This window comes from Variovorax sp. UC122_21, from assembly GCF_044056785.1.
GTDB lineage: Bacteria > Pseudomonadota > Gammaproteobacteria > Burkholderiales > Burkholderiaceae_C > Variovorax.
The window spans coordinates 2,165,110-2,181,973 of sequence record NZ_CP172004.1 but is presented as its reverse complement, the minus strand read 5'-3'; the positions used below and the strand labels follow the sequence as shown (position 1 = coordinate 2,181,973).

The 16,864-nt window shown below is 69.8% G+C and carries 20 protein-coding genes and 1 pseudogene; 11 read left to right on the top strand and 10 right to left on the bottom strand.

The window, feature by feature from the left end; genetic code table 11:
- The first annotated feature begins 5 nt into the window (after positions 1 to 5).
- A complete protein-coding gene (locus ACHMXE_RS22680; protein ID WP_209543344.1) occupies positions 6 to 782 on the top strand; it encodes an MBL fold metallo-hydrolase in 777 nt (258 codons plus the stop codon).
- A gap of 472 nt (positions 783 to 1,254) precedes the next feature.
- On the opposite strand, the gene ACHMXE_RS22675 is transcribed toward ACHMXE_RS22680, so the two are convergent.
- Genes ACHMXE_RS22675 through ACHMXE_RS22665 form a run of 3 tightly spaced genes read right to left on the bottom strand, consistent with a single transcriptional unit; the run spans position 1,255 to position 3,108 of the window.
- Positions 1,255 to 1,770: a hypothetical protein gene (locus tag ACHMXE_RS22675; RefSeq protein WP_203201833.1), complete on the bottom strand. Its 516-nt coding sequence runs from the start codon at positions 1,768 to 1,770 to the stop codon at positions 1,255 to 1,257.
- Entirely contained in the window at positions 1,760 to 2,902 is a 1,143-nt protein-coding gene (locus tag ACHMXE_RS22670; protein WP_395351419.1) for a JmjC domain-containing protein, read from the bottom strand. Before ACHMXE_RS22670 ends, ACHMXE_RS22675 begins: the two co-directional genes overlap by 11 nt.
- The gene (locus ACHMXE_RS22665) at positions 2,863 to 3,108 is read right to left on the bottom strand and encodes a hypothetical protein (protein WP_395353114.1); all 246 of its coding nucleotides are present in this window, start codon (positions 3,106 to 3,108) and stop codon (positions 2,863 to 2,865) included. Before ACHMXE_RS22665 ends, ACHMXE_RS22670 begins: the two co-directional genes overlap by 40 nt.
- Here ACHMXE_RS22665 and ACHMXE_RS22660 point away from each other — a divergent pair.
- A pseudogene (locus tag ACHMXE_RS22660) lies at positions 2,989 to 3,440 on the top strand (peptidylprolyl isomerase). The gene ACHMXE_RS22665 and the pseudogene ACHMXE_RS22660 overlap by 120 nt on opposite strands.
- Before the next feature lie 76 nt (positions 3,441 to 3,516).
- Here ACHMXE_RS22660 and ACHMXE_RS22655 read toward each other — a convergent pair.
- From ACHMXE_RS22655 to coaBC, 4 genes are all read right to left on the bottom strand, one after another.
- Positions 3,517 to 4,017: a glycine zipper 2TM domain-containing protein gene (locus ACHMXE_RS22655; protein ID WP_209543349.1), complete on the bottom strand. Its 501-nt coding sequence runs from the start codon at positions 4,015 to 4,017 to the stop codon at positions 3,517 to 3,519.
- 204 nt (positions 4,018 to 4,221) lie between these two features.
- Positions 4,222 to 4,668, bottom strand: coding sequence for a dUTP diphosphatase (gene dut / locus ACHMXE_RS22650; protein ID WP_057595939.1), 447 nt, complete (start codon positions 4,666 to 4,668; stop codon positions 4,222 to 4,224).
- A complete protein-coding gene (locus tag ACHMXE_RS22645; protein WP_395351416.1) occupies positions 4,665 to 5,129 on the bottom strand; it encodes a hypothetical protein in 465 nt (154 codons plus the stop codon). Before ACHMXE_RS22645 ends, dut begins: the two co-directional genes overlap by 4 nt.
- Positions 5,129 to 6,352, bottom strand: a complete 1,224-nt coding sequence (gene coaBC / locus ACHMXE_RS22640; protein ID WP_395351414.1) for a bifunctional phosphopantothenoylcysteine decarboxylase/phosphopantothenate--cysteine ligase CoaBC — start codon at positions 6,350 to 6,352, stop codon at positions 5,129 to 5,131. Before coaBC ends, ACHMXE_RS22645 begins: the two co-directional genes overlap by 1 nt.
- A 179-nt stretch (positions 6,353 to 6,531) precedes the next feature.
- On the opposite strand from coaBC, the gene ACHMXE_RS22635 reads away from it, so the two are divergent.
- The 7 genes from ACHMXE_RS22635 to ACHMXE_RS22605 all read left to right on the top strand — a co-directional run bounded on the left by ACHMXE_RS22635 (position 6,532) and on the right by ACHMXE_RS22605 (position 12,686).
- Positions 6,532 to 8,214 carry a CTP synthase gene (locus ACHMXE_RS22635; RefSeq protein WP_395351412.1) on the top strand — a complete coding sequence of 561 codons (1,683 nt, stop codon included), beginning with the start codon at positions 6,532 to 6,534 and terminating at the stop codon, positions 8,212 to 8,214.
- Positions 8,211 to 8,501, top strand: coding sequence for a DUF1330 domain-containing protein (locus tag ACHMXE_RS22630; RefSeq protein WP_203201839.1), 291 nt, complete (start codon positions 8,211 to 8,213; stop codon positions 8,499 to 8,501). The genes ACHMXE_RS22635 and ACHMXE_RS22630 overlap by 4 nt, the downstream gene beginning before the upstream one ends.
- Before the next feature lie 28 nt (positions 8,502 to 8,529).
- Entirely contained in the window at positions 8,530 to 9,813 is a 1,284-nt protein-coding gene (eno, locus tag ACHMXE_RS22625; protein ID WP_057595934.1) for a phosphopyruvate hydratase, read from the top strand.
- 116 nt (positions 9,814 to 9,929) lie between these two features.
- A complete protein-coding gene (gene ftsB / locus ACHMXE_RS22620; RefSeq protein WP_395351409.1) occupies positions 9,930 to 10,208 on the top strand; it encodes a cell division protein FtsB in 279 nt (92 codons plus the stop codon).
- A gap of 55 nt (positions 10,209 to 10,263) precedes the next feature.
- Positions 10,264 to 10,884 carry a nicotinamide riboside transporter PnuC gene (gene pnuC / locus ACHMXE_RS22615; RefSeq protein WP_395351407.1) on the top strand — a complete coding sequence of 207 codons (621 nt, stop codon included), beginning with the start codon at positions 10,264 to 10,266 and terminating at the stop codon, positions 10,882 to 10,884.
- Positions 10,881 to 11,576: an AAA family ATPase gene (locus ACHMXE_RS22610; protein WP_395351405.1), complete on the top strand. Its 696-nt coding sequence runs from the start codon at positions 10,881 to 10,883 to the stop codon at positions 11,574 to 11,576. Before pnuC ends, ACHMXE_RS22610 begins: the two co-directional genes overlap by 4 nt.
- A 114-nt stretch (positions 11,577 to 11,690) precedes the next feature.
- Positions 11,691 to 12,686 carry a hypothetical protein gene (locus ACHMXE_RS22605; protein WP_395351403.1) on the top strand — a complete coding sequence of 332 codons (996 nt, stop codon included), beginning with the start codon at positions 11,691 to 11,693 and terminating at the stop codon, positions 12,684 to 12,686.
- 9 nt (positions 12,687 to 12,695) lie between these two features.
- Here ACHMXE_RS22605 and ACHMXE_RS22600 read toward each other — a convergent pair whose 3' ends face one another.
- A complete protein-coding gene (locus ACHMXE_RS22600) occupies positions 12,696 to 13,481 on the bottom strand; it encodes a helix-turn-helix domain-containing protein (RefSeq protein WP_395351401.1) in 786 nt (261 codons plus the stop codon).
- Between the two features lie 96 nt (positions 13,482 to 13,577).
- Here ACHMXE_RS22600 and ACHMXE_RS22595 point away from each other — a divergent pair, with 96 nt between their 5' ends.
- A complete protein-coding gene (locus ACHMXE_RS22595; RefSeq protein WP_395351399.1) occupies positions 13,578 to 14,369 on the top strand; it encodes an SDR family oxidoreductase in 792 nt (263 codons plus the stop codon).
- 31 nt (positions 14,370 to 14,400) lie between these two features.
- Positions 14,401 to 15,270 carry an NAD(P)-dependent oxidoreductase gene (locus ACHMXE_RS22590; RefSeq protein ID WP_395351397.1) on the top strand — a complete coding sequence of 290 codons (870 nt, stop codon included), beginning with the start codon at positions 14,401 to 14,403 and terminating at the stop codon, positions 15,268 to 15,270.
- 15 nt (positions 15,271 to 15,285) lie between these two features.
- On the opposite strand, the gene ACHMXE_RS22585 is transcribed toward ACHMXE_RS22590, so the two are convergent.
- Complete coding sequence (locus ACHMXE_RS22585) at positions 15,286 to 16,284, bottom strand: Hsp33 family molecular chaperone HslO (RefSeq protein WP_057595926.1); 999 nt, start codon at positions 16,282 to 16,284, stop codon at positions 15,286 to 15,288.
- 37 nt (positions 16,285 to 16,321) lie between these two features.
- Positions 16,322 to 16,846, bottom strand: coding sequence for a gamma carbonic anhydrase family protein (locus ACHMXE_RS22580; protein ID WP_395351395.1), 525 nt, complete (start codon positions 16,844 to 16,846; stop codon positions 16,322 to 16,324).
- Positions 16,847 to 16,864 lie beyond the last annotated feature (18 nt).

Here is a 16,864-nt window from a genome sequence, read left to right as displayed (position 1 = left end):
GTCCCATGCTCCGCTTCCGAAGCCTCGGCAGCGGCAGCACGGGCAATGCCGCGCTGGTCGAGGCGACCAGCGGCGGCCGCACTTCCCGGCTCCTGATCGACTGCGGCTTCGGCATCCGCCAGCTCGATCAGCGGCTGGCCCGCGCCGGGCTCGCCGCGAGCGACATCGATGCCATCTTCGTCACGCACGAACACGGCGATCACATCGGCTGCGCCCACACCCTCTCGCGGCGCAACCGCATTCCCGTCTGGATGAGCGAAGGCACCTGGCTCGCCACGGGCGGGCGCGACTTCGAAGGGCAGCTGCGCCTCGCGCGCGACGACGAGGACTTCGCGGTCGGCGATCTCTCGGTGCATCCCTTCACCGTGCCGCACGATGCGCGCGAGCCGCTGCAGCTGCGCTGCACCGACGGCAACCGCACGCTCGGCGTGCTGACCGACCTCGGCCATGCCACCACCCACGTGCTTGCGCGATTGGGCGGCGCGCATTCGCTGCTGCTGGAGTTCAACCACGACAGCGAGCTGCTGGCCAACTCGGCCTATCCGCCGTTCCTGAAGATGCGCGTGGGCGGCAACTACGGCCACCTCTCGAACCAGGCCGCCGCGGACATCGCGCGCGCGCTGCTGCACGACGGGTTGCGCCACGTGGTCGCGGCGCACCTGAGCGAACAGAACAACCGGCCCGAGATCGTGCGCCAGCTGATGGCACAGGCACTCGGCGGCAACGAGGCGGAGATGCTCACCGCGAGCGCGGCCGAAGGCTCGCCCTGGCTCGACGTCTGAACGCACGCCGCGATCGGGGGCCTATCGGCAGCCGATTGAAAGGCGATTGAAAGCCCCATGAAGAAAGCCGCCCTGGAGGCGGCTTTGCTTCGTGTGCGGCGACGGCTTACTTGCTCGGCGCTTCGCCCTTCTTCGCGGCTTCGGTCGCGGCATTGGCCGCATCGAGTGCCGACGATGCCGCCGCCGAGGGTGCCAGGCGCCCGCCGACGGAGCCGATGCGGCAGGTGCGGGTGCGGGGGCCGGCGCGGGCTCGGTCACGGGCGCGGGCGGCGGCGTGGTCACGGCGGGCGCCGCATCCTCCTTCTTGCCGCAAGCCACCAGGGCGGAAGCGGCGAGCAGCGAGGCGAGCAGGACGGACGTTGTCTTCTTCATGAAAAGGCTCCTTTGGCAATGAAGGTCTTGAGGGACGAAAAAAATTCTAGACCCGCATGCCGTCGCTCTTATGTCTGGCCGCGGGATTCGCGGCATTGGCTTACAAGCCCAGCGTGCTCGCGGGAAAGGCGGGCCGGGCCTGGCGCCAGCATTCCTCGATCGACTCGCGCAGCGCGCTGCGCGCGCGTGCATCGGCGCTGCTGAGACCGCGGCCATGCTCGACGTCGATGCGATGAATGAACCACGAGGGCGTCCACCACGCGCTCGGCACGCCGCTGCCCGCCTGCGCATGCGGCACGCGCAGCGCGCGGCATTCGACGATGTGGTCCCAGGTGCGGCGCCAGCCGACGAAGCGCGCATGCCGGCGCTCCATGCCGTCGAAGCGCTCGGCCAGCAGCACCAGCCTGCGGCCGCTGGCCGACCAGGCCTGCAGCGCCTCGATGCTCGCACGTTCGCCCAGCGGCCAGTCGGCGAAGTCGGGGTCGCTGAAGATCAGTTCCTTCCAGCCCTGCCGCGCGGCCGACGCGAGCGCGGTGCGCAGCAGTTGGTCGAATGCCTCGCGGCCGTCGAAGCGGCCCTCGGGCAGCGGCGACGGCAACGCGGTGTCACTCGGCATGCAGCCAGCCCGCCTCGCACCATTCGGCCAGCAGCGAGAGTGCATCGTCGCTGGCCTTCGCGAGTTCGCGCGGCCCGAGTGCGCGCCGGTCAGCGAGGCGCCGCATCAGCGTGGCATCGGCACCGCCCGCGCGAAAGCTCTCGCCGTTGATGTAGAGATGGCGCGCGTCGTAGAGCATGCGCGTGCGACGGTCCAGCCGCACCGCATGCAGCTCGTCGGGCGCCTCGCCGCCCTCGTCGAACCAGGTGCTGGCCTTGGGCTCGGTCAGCGACTCGCCGAGCGCGCGGTCGATCGCATCGGGATCGCGCAGCGCCATCTCGACCGCCTTGCGCGCGAAGGCCTGCAGCGCGGCGGGCATGGCACCGGGCGCCTCGACCGCGGGCTGCGCGGGATCGCGATAGCGCACGGCGGCCGACGGGCCCGCGTCCTCGAGTTCGTCGGCATGGGCCTGCGCGATGCGCGCGAGCAGATCGGCGCCGAGCTCGCCCGCGGACGGCGAACGCAGCCCGATCGAGAAGGTCATGCAGTCGCCGCCGACCGCCACGCCGTCGTGCGCATAGCGCGGCGGCAGGTAGAGCATGTCGCCGGGCTCGAGCACGAAGCTCTGCTCGGGCTCGAAGCGCTCGAGGATCTTGAGCGGCACGTCGGGCTGCAGCCGCAGGTCGCCCTGCTTGCCGATGGACCAGCGGCGCCGGCCCTGTGCCTGCAGCAGGAACACGTCGTAGCTGTCGAAATGCGCGCCCACGCCGCCGCCGTCGCTCGCGTAGCTGATCATCAGGTCGTCGAGCCGCGCGTCGGGCAGGAAGCTGAACTGCCGCAGCAGCGCATGGATGCCCTCGTGGTGCAGGTCCACGCCCTGCACCAGCAGGGTCCAGGCGGCCTGCTTCAGCGAGGGCAGCGAGCGGCGCGGCAGCGGGCCGTGCTTCAGGCTCCAGCCGGCCTTGCCGTGGCGGATCAGCCGGGATTCGACCTCCTCGCGTTCGGCCAGCGCGAACAGCGCGGAACGGTCGATGGGTGGCACCATGTCGGGCACCGCCTGTCGCACCAGCAGCGGTTTCTTCTGCCAGTGCCGCCGCATGAACTGCGCGGCGCTCAGGCCGCCCAGCAGGGGCAGCGGTGTTGTGATCTCCATGGGAGAATTCTGCAATGGAAATCTCTGAACAATGCGTGGTCGGCCTGACCTGGACCCTGAAAGACACGCTCGGCGATGTGCTGGACGTGCTCGACGAACCGGTCGAATTCCTGATCGGCGGCGACGATCTGTTCGACGTGATCGAGGCGGCCCTGCAGGGCCATGAGCCCGGCGACCGCGTCCAGCTGCAGGTCGAGCCCGAACAAGGCTTCGGCGACTTCAACGACCAGTTGCTCTTCCTCGAGCCGCGCGCCCTCTTCCCCGAAGGCACCGAGGAAGGCATGAGCTTCGAGGGCAGCGCGCTGCCCGCGGGCGTGAGCGAGAACATCCCGAAGGATGCGATGTACACGGTGTCCGAGATCTACCCGAGCACCTCGTGCTCGACGGCAACCATCCGCTGGCGGGCATCGCGATCCGGCTCGACATCCTCGTGCGTTCGGTGCGCGAAGCCACCGAGGAAGAGATCGGCCGCGGCACCGCGGGCACGGCCTTCTTCAAGGTGCAGCCGGTCTCGCCGGGCAACGGCACGCTGCACTGATCCCTCGACCGCATCAACGACAAAGCCGGGCAGAGCCCGGCTTTTTTTCGACCGATGCGATCCGGCGATCGCAGGACTACATGCGCGAGAGCTGGCCGTTGTCTATGCGCACGCGGTCGCCGATGCGCAGGTCGCCCGGGTGCTGCACGTCGAAGGCACGGTAGCCGCCGCGGTCGGTCTGCACCGAGATGCGGTAGCTCTCGTAGGCGCGCGGACCGTTCTGCTGCGCCTCGATGGTGTTGCCCAGCAACGCGCCGCCGATCACGCCGAGCGCGGTGGCGGCCGCGCGGCCATTGCCGTGGCCGAACTGGTTGCCCACCACGCCGCCGATGACGCCACCGGCCACGGCACCGCCGCCGCTGGTGCCGGTGCCGGCGGTCTCGCTGCGCAGCACCTCGATGTTCGCCACGTGGCCGTACTCGACGTAGGCGGCCTCGCGGTAGGGCACGGCCTGCGGCGGCGGCTGATAGGGATAGCGGGAGGTCTGGTAGACCGGTGCGGGTGCCACGCAGGCAGTGAGCGTGGCCAGGGCCAGCACGGATGCGGTGACGGAAACGAAGCGCATTGAGATCTTCATGTTGAAAGGCTCCTCGGAAAGAACGGTGCGCCCTGTGAAGGACCGGCGCACCCGCCTGTGTGTTCAACGCCGCAGTGGCCGCGGCGATGACGCAAGGACACAAGCTGAAACCTGTGAGCCGGAGCCGGCTGTCGAGGTTCCGTTCTTTACCGCCGCGATACGCGCCGTTGCGCGCGGTTGCGCGTGGTCGCGGTCAGCTGCCGGTCAGTGCTTGCCGGTGGAACCGTAGCCGCCCTCGCCGCGCTGCGTGGGCGCGAACTCGGTGACGACATGGAACTTCGCCTGCACCACCGGCACGATGACCAGCTGCGCGAGCCGCTCCATCGGCTGCAGCACGAAGGGCGTGTCGCTGCGGTTCCAGGCGCTGATCTTGAGTTCGCCCTGGTAGTCGCTGTCGATCAGACCGACCAGGTTGCCCAGCACGATGCCGTGCTTGTGGCCCAGGCCCGAGCGCGGCAGGATCATCGCCGCATAGGCCGGGTCGCCGAGGTGGATCGCGATGCCGGTGCCCACCAGCTGCCAGGCATTGGGCTCCAGCGTGACGGGCGCATCGATGCAGGCCCTGAGATCGAGCCCCGCGCTGCCGGGCGTGGCGTAGGTGGGCAACTGTTCCACCATGCGGGGATCGAGGATGCGGACGTCGACTTTCACTTGCTTGCTTTTCCTTGTTGAGATTCGGTCCCGCGGCGGTTCGCCTCCTCGAGCACCTGCTGCCACTTGGCCGCGCCCGGGAAGGCCAGCGTCTTGAGCTTGCCGGCGAACCAGAAGGCCAGGCCGGCCAGCACCACCAGCACGTAGATCGGCACGCCGATCGACCACAGGATCACGAAGGCCACGCCGGCCACGCCGAGGATGGGTTTGGTGAGCGCACCGAAGGGCCCGCCCTGCGCGGACTCGGACTTGGCGGCCTTCGTGGCCGCGGCACGCGCGCGGGCCTGCGCCGGCGGCACCACCGCGCCCGGTCCCGCGGTCTGCGTCATGCCGACGTCGAGGCCGTGTTCGCCGGTCACGTCCGCCTGGCCACGCCCGAGATTGCGCGCGGCCTGGGCCGTCAGCCCCTCGACATAGCGCACGAAGTCGCCATTGGGCGGGGTGTTCCATTCAGCCTTCATCAGACCCTCCAGTCGGGCAGCCGCGCCGCGATCTCCGTCATGAGCTCGCGCGCCAGCGTGAGCTTGGGCGCGCGAGGCAGTTCGCGCACGCCATCAGCGTCCACGAGCAGCAGCGCATTGTCGTCCTGGCCGAAGGTCAGCGGGCCGATATTGCCCACCAGCAGAGGGATGCCCTTGCGCTCGCGCTTGGCCTTGGCATGCGCGACGAGGTTCTCGCTCTCGGCCGCGAAGCCCACGCAGAACAGCTTCTTCGCCTGCGCGCGCTCGCCGCGCGCCACGGTCAGCAGGATGTCGGGGTTCTCGACGAATTCGAGCACCGGCGTCTTGCCGCTGCCGTCCTTCTTGATCTTCTGGTCGCTCTGGGTCGCGGGGCGCCAGTCGGCGACCGCCGCCGTTGCTACGAAAACGCTAGCACGCGACGATGCGCCGACGGTCGCCGCGAGCATCTCCTGCGCCGAGCGCACGTCGATGCGGGTGACGCCGCGCGGCGTCGGCAGGTGGACCGGCCCGGCCACCAGCGTGACCTCGGCGCCGGCTTCGCGCGCGGCCCGGGCGATGGCGAAACCCATCTTGCCCGACGAGTGGTTGGTGATGCCGCGGATGGGATCGAGCGCCTCGAAAGTCGGCCCTGCCGTCACCAGCAGGTGCTGGCCCGCGAGCAGCTTGGGATGGAAGAAGGCGGTGATGTCTTCCAGCAACTGGGCCGGCTCGAGCATGCGACCGTCGCCGGTCTCGCCGCAGGCCTGCCAGCCGTTGCCCACGCCGAGCACGGTGGCGCCGTCGGCGGCCACCTGCGCCAGGTTGCGCTGGGTCGCGGGATGCATCCACATCTCGCGGTTCATGGCGGGCGCGAGCAGCAGCGGCACGCGGTCGCGCGGGCGCGCCAGGCACAGCAGGCTCAGCAGCTCGTCGGAGCGGCCCTGCACCAGGCGTGCGATGAAGTCGGCACTGCAGGGCGCGAGCACGATCGCGTCGGCCTCGCGGCTCAGGTTGATGTGCGGCATGTTGTTGGGCTCGCGCGCGTCCCACTGCGAGGTGTAGACGGACCGGCCCGACAGCGCCTGCATCGTCACCGGCGTCATGAACTGCTCGGCCGATTCGGTCATGACGACCTGGACCGTGGCCCCCGCCTTCACGAACAGCCGGCACAGCTCGGCCGATTTGTAGCAGGCGATGCCGCCCGTGAGTCCCAGAACGATGTGTTTGCCGGCGAGGTCTTGCATGGTGGGGCGGAGTGTAATGACCCGCGCATCCCCGCCGCGCCCTGGGGCGAACGGTCGTTCGCGGCAGCCCCGATGTCCCGCGCCGGGCGAGGTAACAGTGTCCACCCGCGCCGGGTGTCGCCGGGGGCACACCTATAATCTCAATTTCCCACTGCCCGGTCCTCGCGTCCGGAACTGGCATGACCAAATTTGTCTTCGTCACAGGTGGTGTGGTGTCTTCCCTCGGCAAGGGAATCGCCTCCGCCTCGCTGGCCGCGATCCTCGAATCCCGCGGCCTCAAAGTCACCCTCATCAAGCTCGATCCCTACATCAACGTCGACCCCGGCACGATGTCGCCGTTCCAGCACGGCGAGGTGTTCGTCACCGACGATGGTGCTGAAACCGACCTGGACCTCGGCCACTACGAGCGCTTCATCACGACGCGCATGCGCAAGGCCAACAACTTCACGACCGGCCAGATCTACAAGACCGTGCTCGAGAAGGAACGCCGCGGCGACTACCTCGGCAAGACGGTGCAGGTGATCCCGCACATCACCAACGAGATTCAGGAATACGTCAAGCGCGGCGCCGGCATCGGCACCGCGCACGAGGTCGACGTGGCCATCGTCGAGATCGGCGGCACCGTGGGCGACATCGAGTCGCTGCCCTTCCTCGAGGCCGTGCGCCAGATGAGCCTGCGCATGGGCCCGAACAACTCGGCCTTCGTGCACCTGAGCTACGTGCCCTGGATCGCCGCCGCCGGCGAGCTCAAGACCAAGCCCACGCAGCACACGGCGCAGAAGCTGCGCGAGATCGGCATCCAGGCCGACGCCCTGCTGTGCCGCGCCGACCGCCCGATCCCCGACGACGAACGCGCCAAGATCTCGCTGTTCTCGAACGTGCCCGAATGGGGCGTGATCTCGATGTGGGACGTGGACACCATCTACAAGGTGCCGCGCATGCTGCACGAGCAGGGCCTCGATGGCCTGATCTGCGACAAGCTGCGCATCAACACGCCGCCGGCCAAGCTCTCGCGCTGGGACGAACTCGTCTACGAGGTCGAGCATCCGCAGCAGGAGGTCTCGATCGCCATGGTCGGCAAGTACGTCGACTTGTCGGACAGCTACAAGTCGCTCAACGAGGCGCTGCGCCACGCCGGCATGAAGAACCATGCGCGCGTGAAGATCGACTACGTCGACTCCGAGACCATCACCGCGCAGGACGTCTCGCGCCTGGCCAAGTACGACGCGATCCTCGTGCCCGGCGGCTTCGGCCAGCGCGGCGTCGAGGGCAAGATTCTCGCGGCCCGCTTCGCGCGCGAAGGCAAGGTGCCCTACCTCGGCATCTGCCTGGGCATGCAGGTCGCCACCATCGAGTACGCACGCCACGTGGCCGGCCTGCCCGATGCCAACAGCACCGAGTTCGACCCCGAGACCTCCTGCCCCGTGATCGCGCTGATCACCGAGTGGAAGGACGCCGACGGCACGATCAAGGTCCGCAACGAGAAGTCCGACCTCGGCGGCACCATGCGCCTGGGCGCGCAGAGCTCCGACGTGACCGACGGCACGCTGGCCCACAGCATCTACGGCGACGTGGTCACCGAGCGCCATCGCCACCGCTACGAAGCCAACGTCAACTACCTCGACCAGCTGCGCAAGGCCGGCCTCGTGATCTCCGCGCTCACGCAGCGCGAGCAGCTCACCGAGATCGTCGAGCTGCCGCAGGACGTGCACCCCTGGTTCATGGGCGTGCAGTTCCATCCCGAGTTCAAGTCCACGCCGTGGAGCGGCCATCCGCTGTTCAACGCCTTCATCAAGGCCGCGCTCGACCACAAGGGCCAGGGCGCCGGCAATACGGGCAAGGCACTGAAGGCGGTGGCATGACCAGCGCCTACATCATCGCCAACGTCGAAGTCACGAACCCGACCCAGTACGAGGAGTACAAGAAGTGGTCGACCGCCGCCATGCAGGCGCATGGCGCCGAGGTCTGCGTGCGTGGCGGCAAGGTCGAGGTGCTCGAGGGCGACTGGGCGCCGCAGCGCATCGTGATCCTCAAGTTCCCGAGCGTCGAGGCCGCGAAGAAGTTCGACGGCTCGCCCGAATACGGCAAGGCGCGCGCAGCGCGCCAGGGTGCCGCGATCATGCGCATGATCGTCGTCGAAGGTCTGTGATCCGTTTTTACTGGAGAAAGAAAAGAAGATGAGTGCAATCGTTGACATCGTCGGCCGCGAGATCCTCGACAGCCGCGGCAATCCCACCGTCGAGTGCGACGTGCTGCTCGAATCGGGCACCATGGGCCGCGCGGCCGTGCCCTCGGGCGCATCCACCGGTTCGCGCGAAGCCATCGAGCTGCGCGACGGCGACAAGAAGCGCTACCTCGGCAAGGGCGTGCTCAAGGCCGTGGAGAACATCAACACCGAGATCTCCGAAGCCGTGCTCGGCCTCGATGCCAGCGAACAGGCCTTCCTCGACCGCACGATGATCGACCTCGACGGCACCGACAACAAGGGCCGCCTGGGCGCCAACGCCACGCTGGCCGTGTCGATGGCCGTGGCCCGCGCGGCCGCCGAGGAATCGGGCCTGCCGCTGTATCGCTACTTCGGCGGCATGGGCGGCATGCAGATGCCGGTGCCGATGATGAACGTCATCAACGGCGGCGCGCACGCCAACAACAGCCTGGACCTGCAGGAGTTCATGATCATCCCCGTGGGCGCGCCGAGCTTCCGCGAAGCCGTGCGCTACGGCGCCGAGGTGTTCCATGCGCTCAAGAAGATCCTGGGCGACCGCGGCATCAGCACCGCCGTGGGCGACGAAGGCGGTTTCGCGCCGAGCGTCGAGAGCCACGAAGCGGCGATCCAGCTGATCCTCGAAGCCATCGACAAGGCCGGCTACGTGGCCGGCGAGCAGATCGCACTGGGCCTGGACTGCGCCGCGAGCGAGTTCTACAAGGACGGCAAGTACGTGCTGTCGGGCGAGAACCTCTCGCTGTCGGCCGAGAACTGGACCGACATGCTGGCGACCTGGGTCGACAAGTACCCGATCATCAGCATCGAGGACGGCATGCACGAAGGCGACTGGGACGGCTGGAAGCACCTGACCGAACGCCTGGGCAAGCGCGTGCAGCTGGTGGGCGACGACCTGTTCGTCACCAACACCAAGATCCTGCAGGAAGGCATCGAGAAGGGCATCGCCAACTCGATCCTGATCAAGATCAACCAGATCGGCACCCTGACCGAGACCTTCGCCGCGATCGAGATGGCCAAGCGCGCCGGCTACACCGCCGTGATCTCGCACCGCTCGGGCGAGACCGAGGACAGCACCATCGCCGACATCGCCGTGGGCACCAACGCCGGCCAGATCAAGACCGGCTCGCTCTCGCGCTCGGACCGCATCGCCAAGTACAACCAGCTGCTGCGCATCGAGGAAGACCTCGGCGACATCGCCGTGTACCCGGGCCGCGGCGCGTTCTACAACCTCAAGTGATGCCCCCTCCCCGGCCCGACGAGCCGCGCGCATTGCCGCTTTGTTCGCATTTCGCGGACCGGCGGTGCGCCGCCTTTGGCGGGCCGTGCGGGGAGCGCGGGTAAAGTCCGCGGACCATGCGCGCGCGCTTCATTCCCCCCATCGTTCTGCTCGTGCTGCTGGCCATCCTCCAGTGGCAGCTGTGGAACGGGCGCGGCAGCGTGCGCGACGTGGCGCAGCTGCAGGCCAAGCTGGCCTCGCAGAAGGAGTCGAACGCCAAGGCCACCATCACCAACGAACGGCTGGCCTCCGAGGTCAACGACCTCAAGGACGGCCTCGAGATGGTCGAGGAACGTGCCCGCCAGGAACTGGGCATGGTCAAGCCCAACGAGGTCTTCGTCCAGATCGCCCACTGATCCACGCGGGCCGCTCTCGCCGAGCCCTCGGCGCGCCGTGCACGCCGCCCAGCCGATGCCCGAACTCCTCTCCGCCCCCGCCTTCGCGCTCTGGGGCTCCCCCGTCACCTGGCTCGAATGCGTGGCCGCCGTGCTGGCACTGGCCATGGTCGGCTGCAACATGCGCGAGATCCACTGGGGCTGGCCGCTGGCGATCGTCAGCTCGCTGCTCTACGTGGGCGTGTTCGCGCAGGCGAAGATCTATGGCGACGCCTCGCTGCAGGTCTTCTTCGCCGTCGTCGCCTTCTGGGGCTGGCTGCAATGGCTGCGCGGCCACCGGGCCGACGGCTCCGTGCTGCGCGTGAGCCGTCTCTCGCGCCGCGGCCTCGCGCTCGCGCTGCTGGCCTGCGCGCTGGCCTGGCCCGCGGTCGCCCTCTTCCTGCGCCGCTTCACCGACACCGACGTGCCCTGGTGGGACGGCTTCGCCACCGGCCTGAGCCTGGTCGGCCAGTTCCTGCTCGGGCGCAAGTTCATCGAGAACTGGGTCGTGTGGCTGGCCGTCAACCTGGTCAGCATCGGCCTCTTCGTCCACAAGGGCCTGTGGCTCACGGTCGGCCTGTACGCCGTGTTCGCGGCGCTCAGCGTGGCCGGCTACCTGGCCTGGCGCCAGCGGCTGCCGAGGGCGGCCGCCGCATGACGCCCGTGCTGCCCACCGGCTGCATCGTGGCGCTGCTCGGCGCCGAGAGCACCGGCAAGACCGAGCTCGCGCGTGCCCTCGTGCAGCGCATGAACGAGCGCGGCCTCCACGCCACCTTCGTCGGCGAGTACCTGCGCGAATGGTGCGAGCGCGAGGGCCGCACGCCGCGTGCCGACGAGCAGCAGGCCATCGCCGAGGAGCAGACCCGCCGCATCGATGCCGCGGCCGCGCTCGGCGTGGCGGTGGCCGACACCACGGCCGTCATGACCGCCGTCTACAGCGAGCTGCTGTTCGCCGACACCACGCTCTACCCCGATGCGCTCGCGGCTCAGCAGCGCTGCGCGATCACCCTGCTGACCGCGCTCGACCTGCCCTGGGTGGCCGACGAGATGCGCGACGGCCCGCACGTGCGCGAGCCGGTCGATGCGATGGTGCGCCGCGCGCTCGCCGGCGCGGGCGTGGCCTACACCGTGGTGCATGGCAATGGCAGCGAGCGGCTGGCCAGCGCCTGGCGCGCGATCCAGAGCGTGGCCGACCGCGGCGGCCTGGCGCGCGACGGCGGACGCGATGCCGCGCTGCCCGATCGCGACGCGGCCACGGCGGGCGAAGGCTGGACCTGGTCCTGCGACAAGTGCTCCGATCCCGAGTGCGAGCACCGCCTGTTCACCGACCTGCTCGCGCGCCGCGAGTGAGGCCGCCGCGCCCGCGCGGTGCCCTCCGACATGGTGCCGGCCGGTGCTGCGCCATCCTCTAAGCTTCGGCGTTCGTTGCCGTTGTTTCCCCTCTTCCTCTCGCCTGGAGAACCGATGCCTCTTCGCCGCCGCTTCCGCACCGCCGCCCTCCTCGCCGCCGCTCTCGCGGCCTCGGTGCTGGTCGGCGCCACCGCCAGCGCGACCCCATTGCGCGCCACGGTCGAGAACGGCACCACGGCCACCGCCTGCGCCGAGGAGGACAACGTCTCGCTGGTGCTGCGCGGCGAAGGCATCCGGCGGCTGCGCATCGAGGCGCTGCAGCCGTCCTACCTCGACAGCATCGGCAACGACGTCACCGCGCCCGACTTCTCGGGCTGCAACTTCGACGGCGGCGAGCACCCCACCGATCCCGCGCATCGCTTCGAGCCGCGCACCGTGGTGCTGCTCGACAACGCGCAGTGGCGCATCGTCGGCATGACGCTCGCGAGCTTCTGGCGGCCGCAGCGCGTGCCGGTGCGCGTGGGCACCGTCAGCGACCGCGGCTTCCATCTGCTCCAGGTGTTCCGCAAGGAAAACGGCAAGGCGCTCGAGGCGCTGGTGCTCTATCCCTCCGACGGCTACTGGCGCATCAAGCCCCTGCCCGAGGCGCGCTTCGGCGACGGCGTCTACGGTTCCTCGTTCCTGCTCGGCCCGGTCGAGCAGGCCGGCCGGCCGGTGGTCGACATCGCCTCGATCCGCATCGTGCCCAAGCCGCTGTCGATCCACCTGCGCTTCACACGCGGCGGCAGCGCCGTCGCCAACGTCGAGGAGATCAGCCGCGAACGCACCGCGCTCGACGTGCGCTTCTCGGCCCCCACCCGCGAGGCACGGCCCTTCGCGGTGCTGCGCTCGATGTACGTGACGCCCGACAACGCCGACGTCAGCGAAGTGCGCTGGCAGGCCGCGCCCGAGGCGCCGCCGGTCGCGACGCCGCTGCCCGAGGTGAAGACGCTCGAGGGCACGCAGTTCCGCTTCGGTCGCAGCGTGCCGTCGAAGCACAACACGAGCGCGCCCGATATCTTCTTCGGGGGGTTCGACAGCGCGAACCCGCGCGAAGCCAAGGCGCGCTGAGCGCCTCGTTCAACCCGCGCGCCGCACCTCGCCCGGCGTCACGCCCAGCACGCGCCGCATGCAGCGCGCCATGTGGCTCTGATGCGAGAAGCCGCTCTCCAGCGCCACCTGGCTCGCGGGCAGGTCGCTGCGCAGCAGCAGGCCGCGCGCGCGGTCGACGCGGCGGTGCACCACGTACGCGTGCACCGGCAGGCCGGTCGAGCGCTTGAACAAGGTCTTGAGGTGCGAGGCGCTGAGGCCCGCCACGTCCGCCAATGAAGACAGCGAAAGGTCGCCGTCGAGGTGGGCCTCGATGTGCTCGGTCACGCGGCGCAGTTGCGGCCGCGTGAGGCCGCGCGCGGGCTCGGGTTCGGGGCGGCGCTGGCCGCTCAGCAGGTGCACGGCGAGCGCGGTGCCGAGGCTGTCGGCATACAGGGTGCCGTTGGGAAAGCCGGCGCGGCGCTCGGCGTCGAGGGCCCAGGCGATGTGCTCGATGTGGGCATCGCGGAACTGGTGGCGCTGCGCGAGCGTGGCGCGATCGGCAGGCAATCCCATCTCGTCGGCCGTGCGGCGCAGCAGCGCGTTCGACACGCGCAGCATCAGCGAGGTGCTCGCGGCCTCCTCGTGCCACACGTCGCTCACGCCCGCGGGCACGATGTCGAGGTCGCCGCGCGTGTAGAGGAAGCGGTGGAACTGGCAGGCACCGGCCACCGGCGCGCCCGTGTGGAGCTTGATGCGGTGCTCGGGCAGCGGCTCGTAGCCGACGATGCCGGCGGGCGTCTGCCGCAGTTCGATGCGCAGGTCGGTGTCGCTCATCGGGCCGATTTATCGGCCGCGCGCCGTCGTCCGTTCGTGCTCGGGGCTGCCCGATCGTGCGCGACCGCGCGCGATGCGCGCGGAATCATCGCGGCCATGAACACCACTCTCCACCACCACAGCCACACCCGCTACCGCGGCAAGACCGCCGTCATCACCGGCGGCACCATCGGCATGGGCCTGGCCACGGCCCAGGCCCTGCTCGCGGGCGGCGCCCGCGTGATCCTGACCGGGCGCAATCCGAAGAACCTCGAGGCCGCACGACACGCGCTGGGCCCGCAGGCACAGGTGCTGGCGAGCGACGCCGCCTCGCTGGCCGACATCGATGCGCTGGCGGCCACCGCGCGCGCGACGCTGGGCCACGTCGACCTGCTGCACGTCAACGCCGGCATCGCCACGCTCGAGCCCTTCGAGCAGGTCACGGAGGCCGGCTACGACCGCGCCTTCGCGATCAACACCAAGGGCGCCTTCTTCACGGTGCAGAAGCTCGCGCCGCTGATGAAGCCCGGCGCGTCCATCGTCTTCACCTCGTCGATCGCCGACGAGGGCGGCATGCACGGCATGGGCGTCTACAGCGCGACCAAGGCGGCGCTGCGCTCCTTCGCATCGGGTTTCGCGGCCGAGCTGGTCGGGCGCGGCATCCGCGTCAACGTGGTGAGCCCGGGCTTCATCGACACGCCCACGCTCGGCGTGGCCGACGCCACGCCCGCCGAGCGCGCGGAGTTCGTGCGCCTGGGCGACCAGATCACGCCGATGCGGCGCCACGGCAGCGCCGAGGAGGTGGCGCGCGCGGTGCTGTTCCTGGCCTTCGACGCCACCTTCACCACCGGCGCGCGGCTCACGGTCGACGGCGGCCTGGGCCAGAACCTCAGCCCGGCGCACGAGTGAACCGCATCCCCGATCCATGCAGGAAGCAACCATGACCCCTACCGACGTCTCCCTCATCGGCCTCGGCCCGATGGGCATCGCGCTCGCGCGTGCCCTGCAGCGCGGCCACACGCTCACGCTGTGGAACCGCACGCCGAGCCGCGCCGAAGCGCTGCTTGGCCAGGGCACCGTGCTCGCCGCCGATGCGCGCGCCGCCGTCGCCGCGAGCCCCATCGTGCTGGTCTGCGTGGCCGACTACGCGGCCTGGCGCGCGATCCTCGCGCAGCCGGGCGTGGCCGAGGCGCTGCGCGGCAAGGTGCTGGTGCAGCTGAGCACCGGCACGCCGCAGGATGCGCGCGACGACTGGGCCCGCCTCGACGGCGTCGCGTACCTCGACGGCGCGCTGCTCGCCACGCCCTCGCAGATCGGCCGGCCCGACACGCCGCTGTTCGTGTCGGGCGAGGCGCGCGCGCTCGCGGCCTGCCGGCCGGTGCTCGAGGCCATCGCGGGCCACATCACCTACCTGGGCGAGCCGATCGGCAATGCCGCCGCCTGGGACCTCGCCACGCTCTCGTGCATGTTCGGCGCGATGGCCGGCTTCTTCCACGGCGTGCGCATCTTCGAATCCGAGCGGCTGCCGGTGCGGGACTTCGCACACATGATCGGCACCATCTCGCCCGTGATCGGCGAGATGATCCGCGCCGAGGGCGAGGACATCCACGCCGAGCGCTACGGCGAAGCCGAGAGCTCGATGGCGACCTGCGCGGGCTCGGGCCGGCTGTTCGTGCGGCAGGCGCGCGAGGCGAAGCTCGACGCGGGCTTTCCCGATTTCCTGATGGGCTGGTTCGACCGCGCGCTCGCGGCCGGCTATGCGAACGAGCGGCTCGCGGCGATGGTCAAGGTGCTGCGCCAGCCGGGCTGAGCGCCCGGCACCGACTTACTGCACCACCGGCGTGCCGGGAATCTGATCGCCCGGCGGGCGGAAGATCTGCGCCGCATCGACCGCGTCGAAGCGGTACTGCTTGCCGCAGAAGTCGCAGCCCACCTCGATGTCGCCGCGCTCGGCGAGGATGCTCTCGGCCTCCTCGGCGCCGAGGCCGCGGATCATCTGCGCCACGCGCTCGCGGCCGCAGGTGCAGGCGAAGTGCGGGCCTAGCATGCCGCGCTGCGGCTCGAAGCGCAGCAGCTTCTCTTCCCAGAACAGGCGCCGCAGGATGGTCTCGACGTCGAGCGTGAGCAGCTCCTCGCGCGTGAGCGTCGAGGCCAGGATCGAGATCCGGTTGTAGTCCTCGTTGCGGCCGATCTGGTCCTCGTTCGCCTGGTCGCGATCGGCCGGCGAGGTGCCCTCGAGGTTGCCCTCGCCCTTGACCGGCAGGCGCTGGATCAGGAGGCCCGCGGCCACCTTGTCGTCGGCCGCCAGCACCAGCGTGGTGTCGAGCTGCTCGCTCTGCAGCATGTAGTGCTGCAGCACCTCGCTGAGCTTGCCGAGCTTCTCGCCCTCGTCGCCGAACAGCGGCACCACGCCCTGGTAGGGCTGCTGGCCCGGCAGCTTGTCCTTGGGGTCGAGCGTGATCGCGCAGCGGCCCTTGTTGTTCACGTTGACCATGTCGGGCAGCCGCGCATCGGCCGGCAGCTCGCCGATGGTCTTGGCGGTGGCGCGCAGGCTCAGGTCGGGCTTGACCTCGGCCACGGCCACCTTCACCGGGCCGTCGCCGAAGATCTGCAGGATCAGCGCGCCGTTGAACTTGATGTTGGCCTGCATCAGCGTGGCCGCGGCCGTCATCTCGCCTAGCAGCTCGACCACCGGCGGCGGGTAGGCGCCGGTGGCGGTGTTGGAGGCGCGCCGCGCGAGGATCTCCTGCCAGGCGTCCGTCAGGCGCACGATCATGCCGCGCACCGGCAGGCCATCGAACAGGAATTTATGCAGCTCGCTCACAACGGGGTTCTTTCTTCGGGTGCCCTCGCGCGCAGGCTCAGGCGATCTTCTTCAGGCCGGCCGCAAAGCGGCGGGCGTTCTTGACGTAGTGCTCCGCGCCCTGGCGCAGCTTGACGGCGGCCGCTTCGTCGAGCGTGCGCACCACCTTCGCGGGCGATCCCAGGATCATCGAGTTGTCGGGGAATTCCGAGCCCTCGGTCACGAGCGCACCGGCGCCGACGATCGAGTTGCGGCCGATCTTGGCGTTATTCAAGACCACCGCCTGCATGCCGATCAGCGTGTTGTCGCCGATGGTGCAGCCGTGCAGCATGACCTGGTGGCCCACGGTGACGTTCTCGCCCACGGTCAGCGGGCAGCCGATGTCGCAATGGAGCACCGACAGGTCCTGGATGTTGCTGTTGCGGCCGATGGTCATGGCCTCGGTGTCGCCGCGCAGCACGGCGCCGAACCAGACGTTCGCGTTCTCGGCCAGCGTCACGCGCCCCATCACCTCGGCGCTGTCGGCGACCCAGGCGCCGTCGCCGAGTTGCGGCGCCACGCCGTCGAGTTCATAGAGGGCCATCGTGGGAGTCTCCGGAAA

What these genes read in the sequence shown, in the direction of transcription:
- pnuC (WP_395351407.1), top strand. Translation starts at nt 10,264, where the DNA reads ATGCCCGAACTCCTCTCCGCCCCCGCCTTCGCGCTCTGGGGCTCCCCC.
- ACHMXE_RS22645 (WP_395351416.1), bottom strand. Translation starts at nt 5,129, where the DNA reads ATGAAGGCTGAATGGAACACCCCGCCCAATGGCGACTTCGTGCGCTAT.
- ACHMXE_RS22675 (WP_203201833.1), bottom strand. Translation starts at nt 1,770, where the DNA reads ATGCCGAGTGACACCGCGTTGCCGTCGCCGCTGCCCGAGGGCCGCTTC.
- ACHMXE_RS22580 (WP_395351395.1), bottom strand. Translation starts at nt 16,846, where the DNA reads ATGGCCCTCTATGAACTCGACGGCGTGGCGCCGCAACTCGGCGACGGC.
- eno (WP_057595934.1), top strand. Translation starts at nt 8,530, where the DNA reads ATGAGTGCAATCGTTGACATCGTCGGCCGCGAGATCCTCGACAGCCGC.
- ACHMXE_RS22610 (WP_395351405.1), top strand. Translation starts at nt 10,881, where the DNA reads ATGACGCCCGTGCTGCCCACCGGCTGCATCGTGGCGCTGCTCGGCGCC.
- ACHMXE_RS22600 (WP_395351401.1), bottom strand. Translation starts at nt 13,481, where the DNA reads ATGAGCGACACCGACCTGCGCATCGAACTGCGGCAGACGCCCGCCGGC.
- ACHMXE_RS22655 (WP_209543349.1), bottom strand. Translation starts at nt 4,017, where the DNA reads ATGAAGATCTCAATGCGCTTCGTTTCCGTCACCGCATCCGTGCTGGCC.
- ACHMXE_RS22670 (WP_395351419.1), bottom strand. Translation starts at nt 2,902, where the DNA reads ATGGAGATCACAACACCGCTGCCCCTGCTGGGCGGCCTGAGCGCCGCG.
- ACHMXE_RS22590 (WP_395351397.1), top strand. Translation starts at nt 14,401, where the DNA reads ATGACCCCTACCGACGTCTCCCTCATCGGCCTCGGCCCGATGGGCATC.
- ftsB (WP_395351409.1), top strand. Translation starts at nt 9,930, where the DNA reads ATGCGCGCGCGCTTCATTCCCCCCATCGTTCTGCTCGTGCTGCTGGCC.
- ACHMXE_RS22635 (WP_395351412.1), top strand. Translation starts at nt 6,532, where the DNA reads ATGACCAAATTTGTCTTCGTCACAGGTGGTGTGGTGTCTTCCCTCGGC.
- ACHMXE_RS22605 (WP_395351403.1), top strand. Translation starts at nt 11,691, where the DNA reads ATGCCTCTTCGCCGCCGCTTCCGCACCGCCGCCCTCCTCGCCGCCGCT.
- coaBC (WP_395351414.1), bottom strand. Translation starts at nt 6,352, where the DNA reads ATGCAAGACCTCGCCGGCAAACACATCGTTCTGGGACTCACGGGCGGC.
- ACHMXE_RS22595 (WP_395351399.1), top strand. Translation starts at nt 13,578, where the DNA reads ATGAACACCACTCTCCACCACCACAGCCACACCCGCTACCGCGGCAAG.
- ACHMXE_RS22680 (WP_209543344.1), top strand. Translation starts at nt 6, where the DNA reads ATGCTCCGCTTCCGAAGCCTCGGCAGCGGCAGCACGGGCAATGCCGCG.
- ACHMXE_RS22630 (WP_203201839.1), top strand. Translation starts at nt 8,211, where the DNA reads ATGACCAGCGCCTACATCATCGCCAACGTCGAAGTCACGAACCCGACC.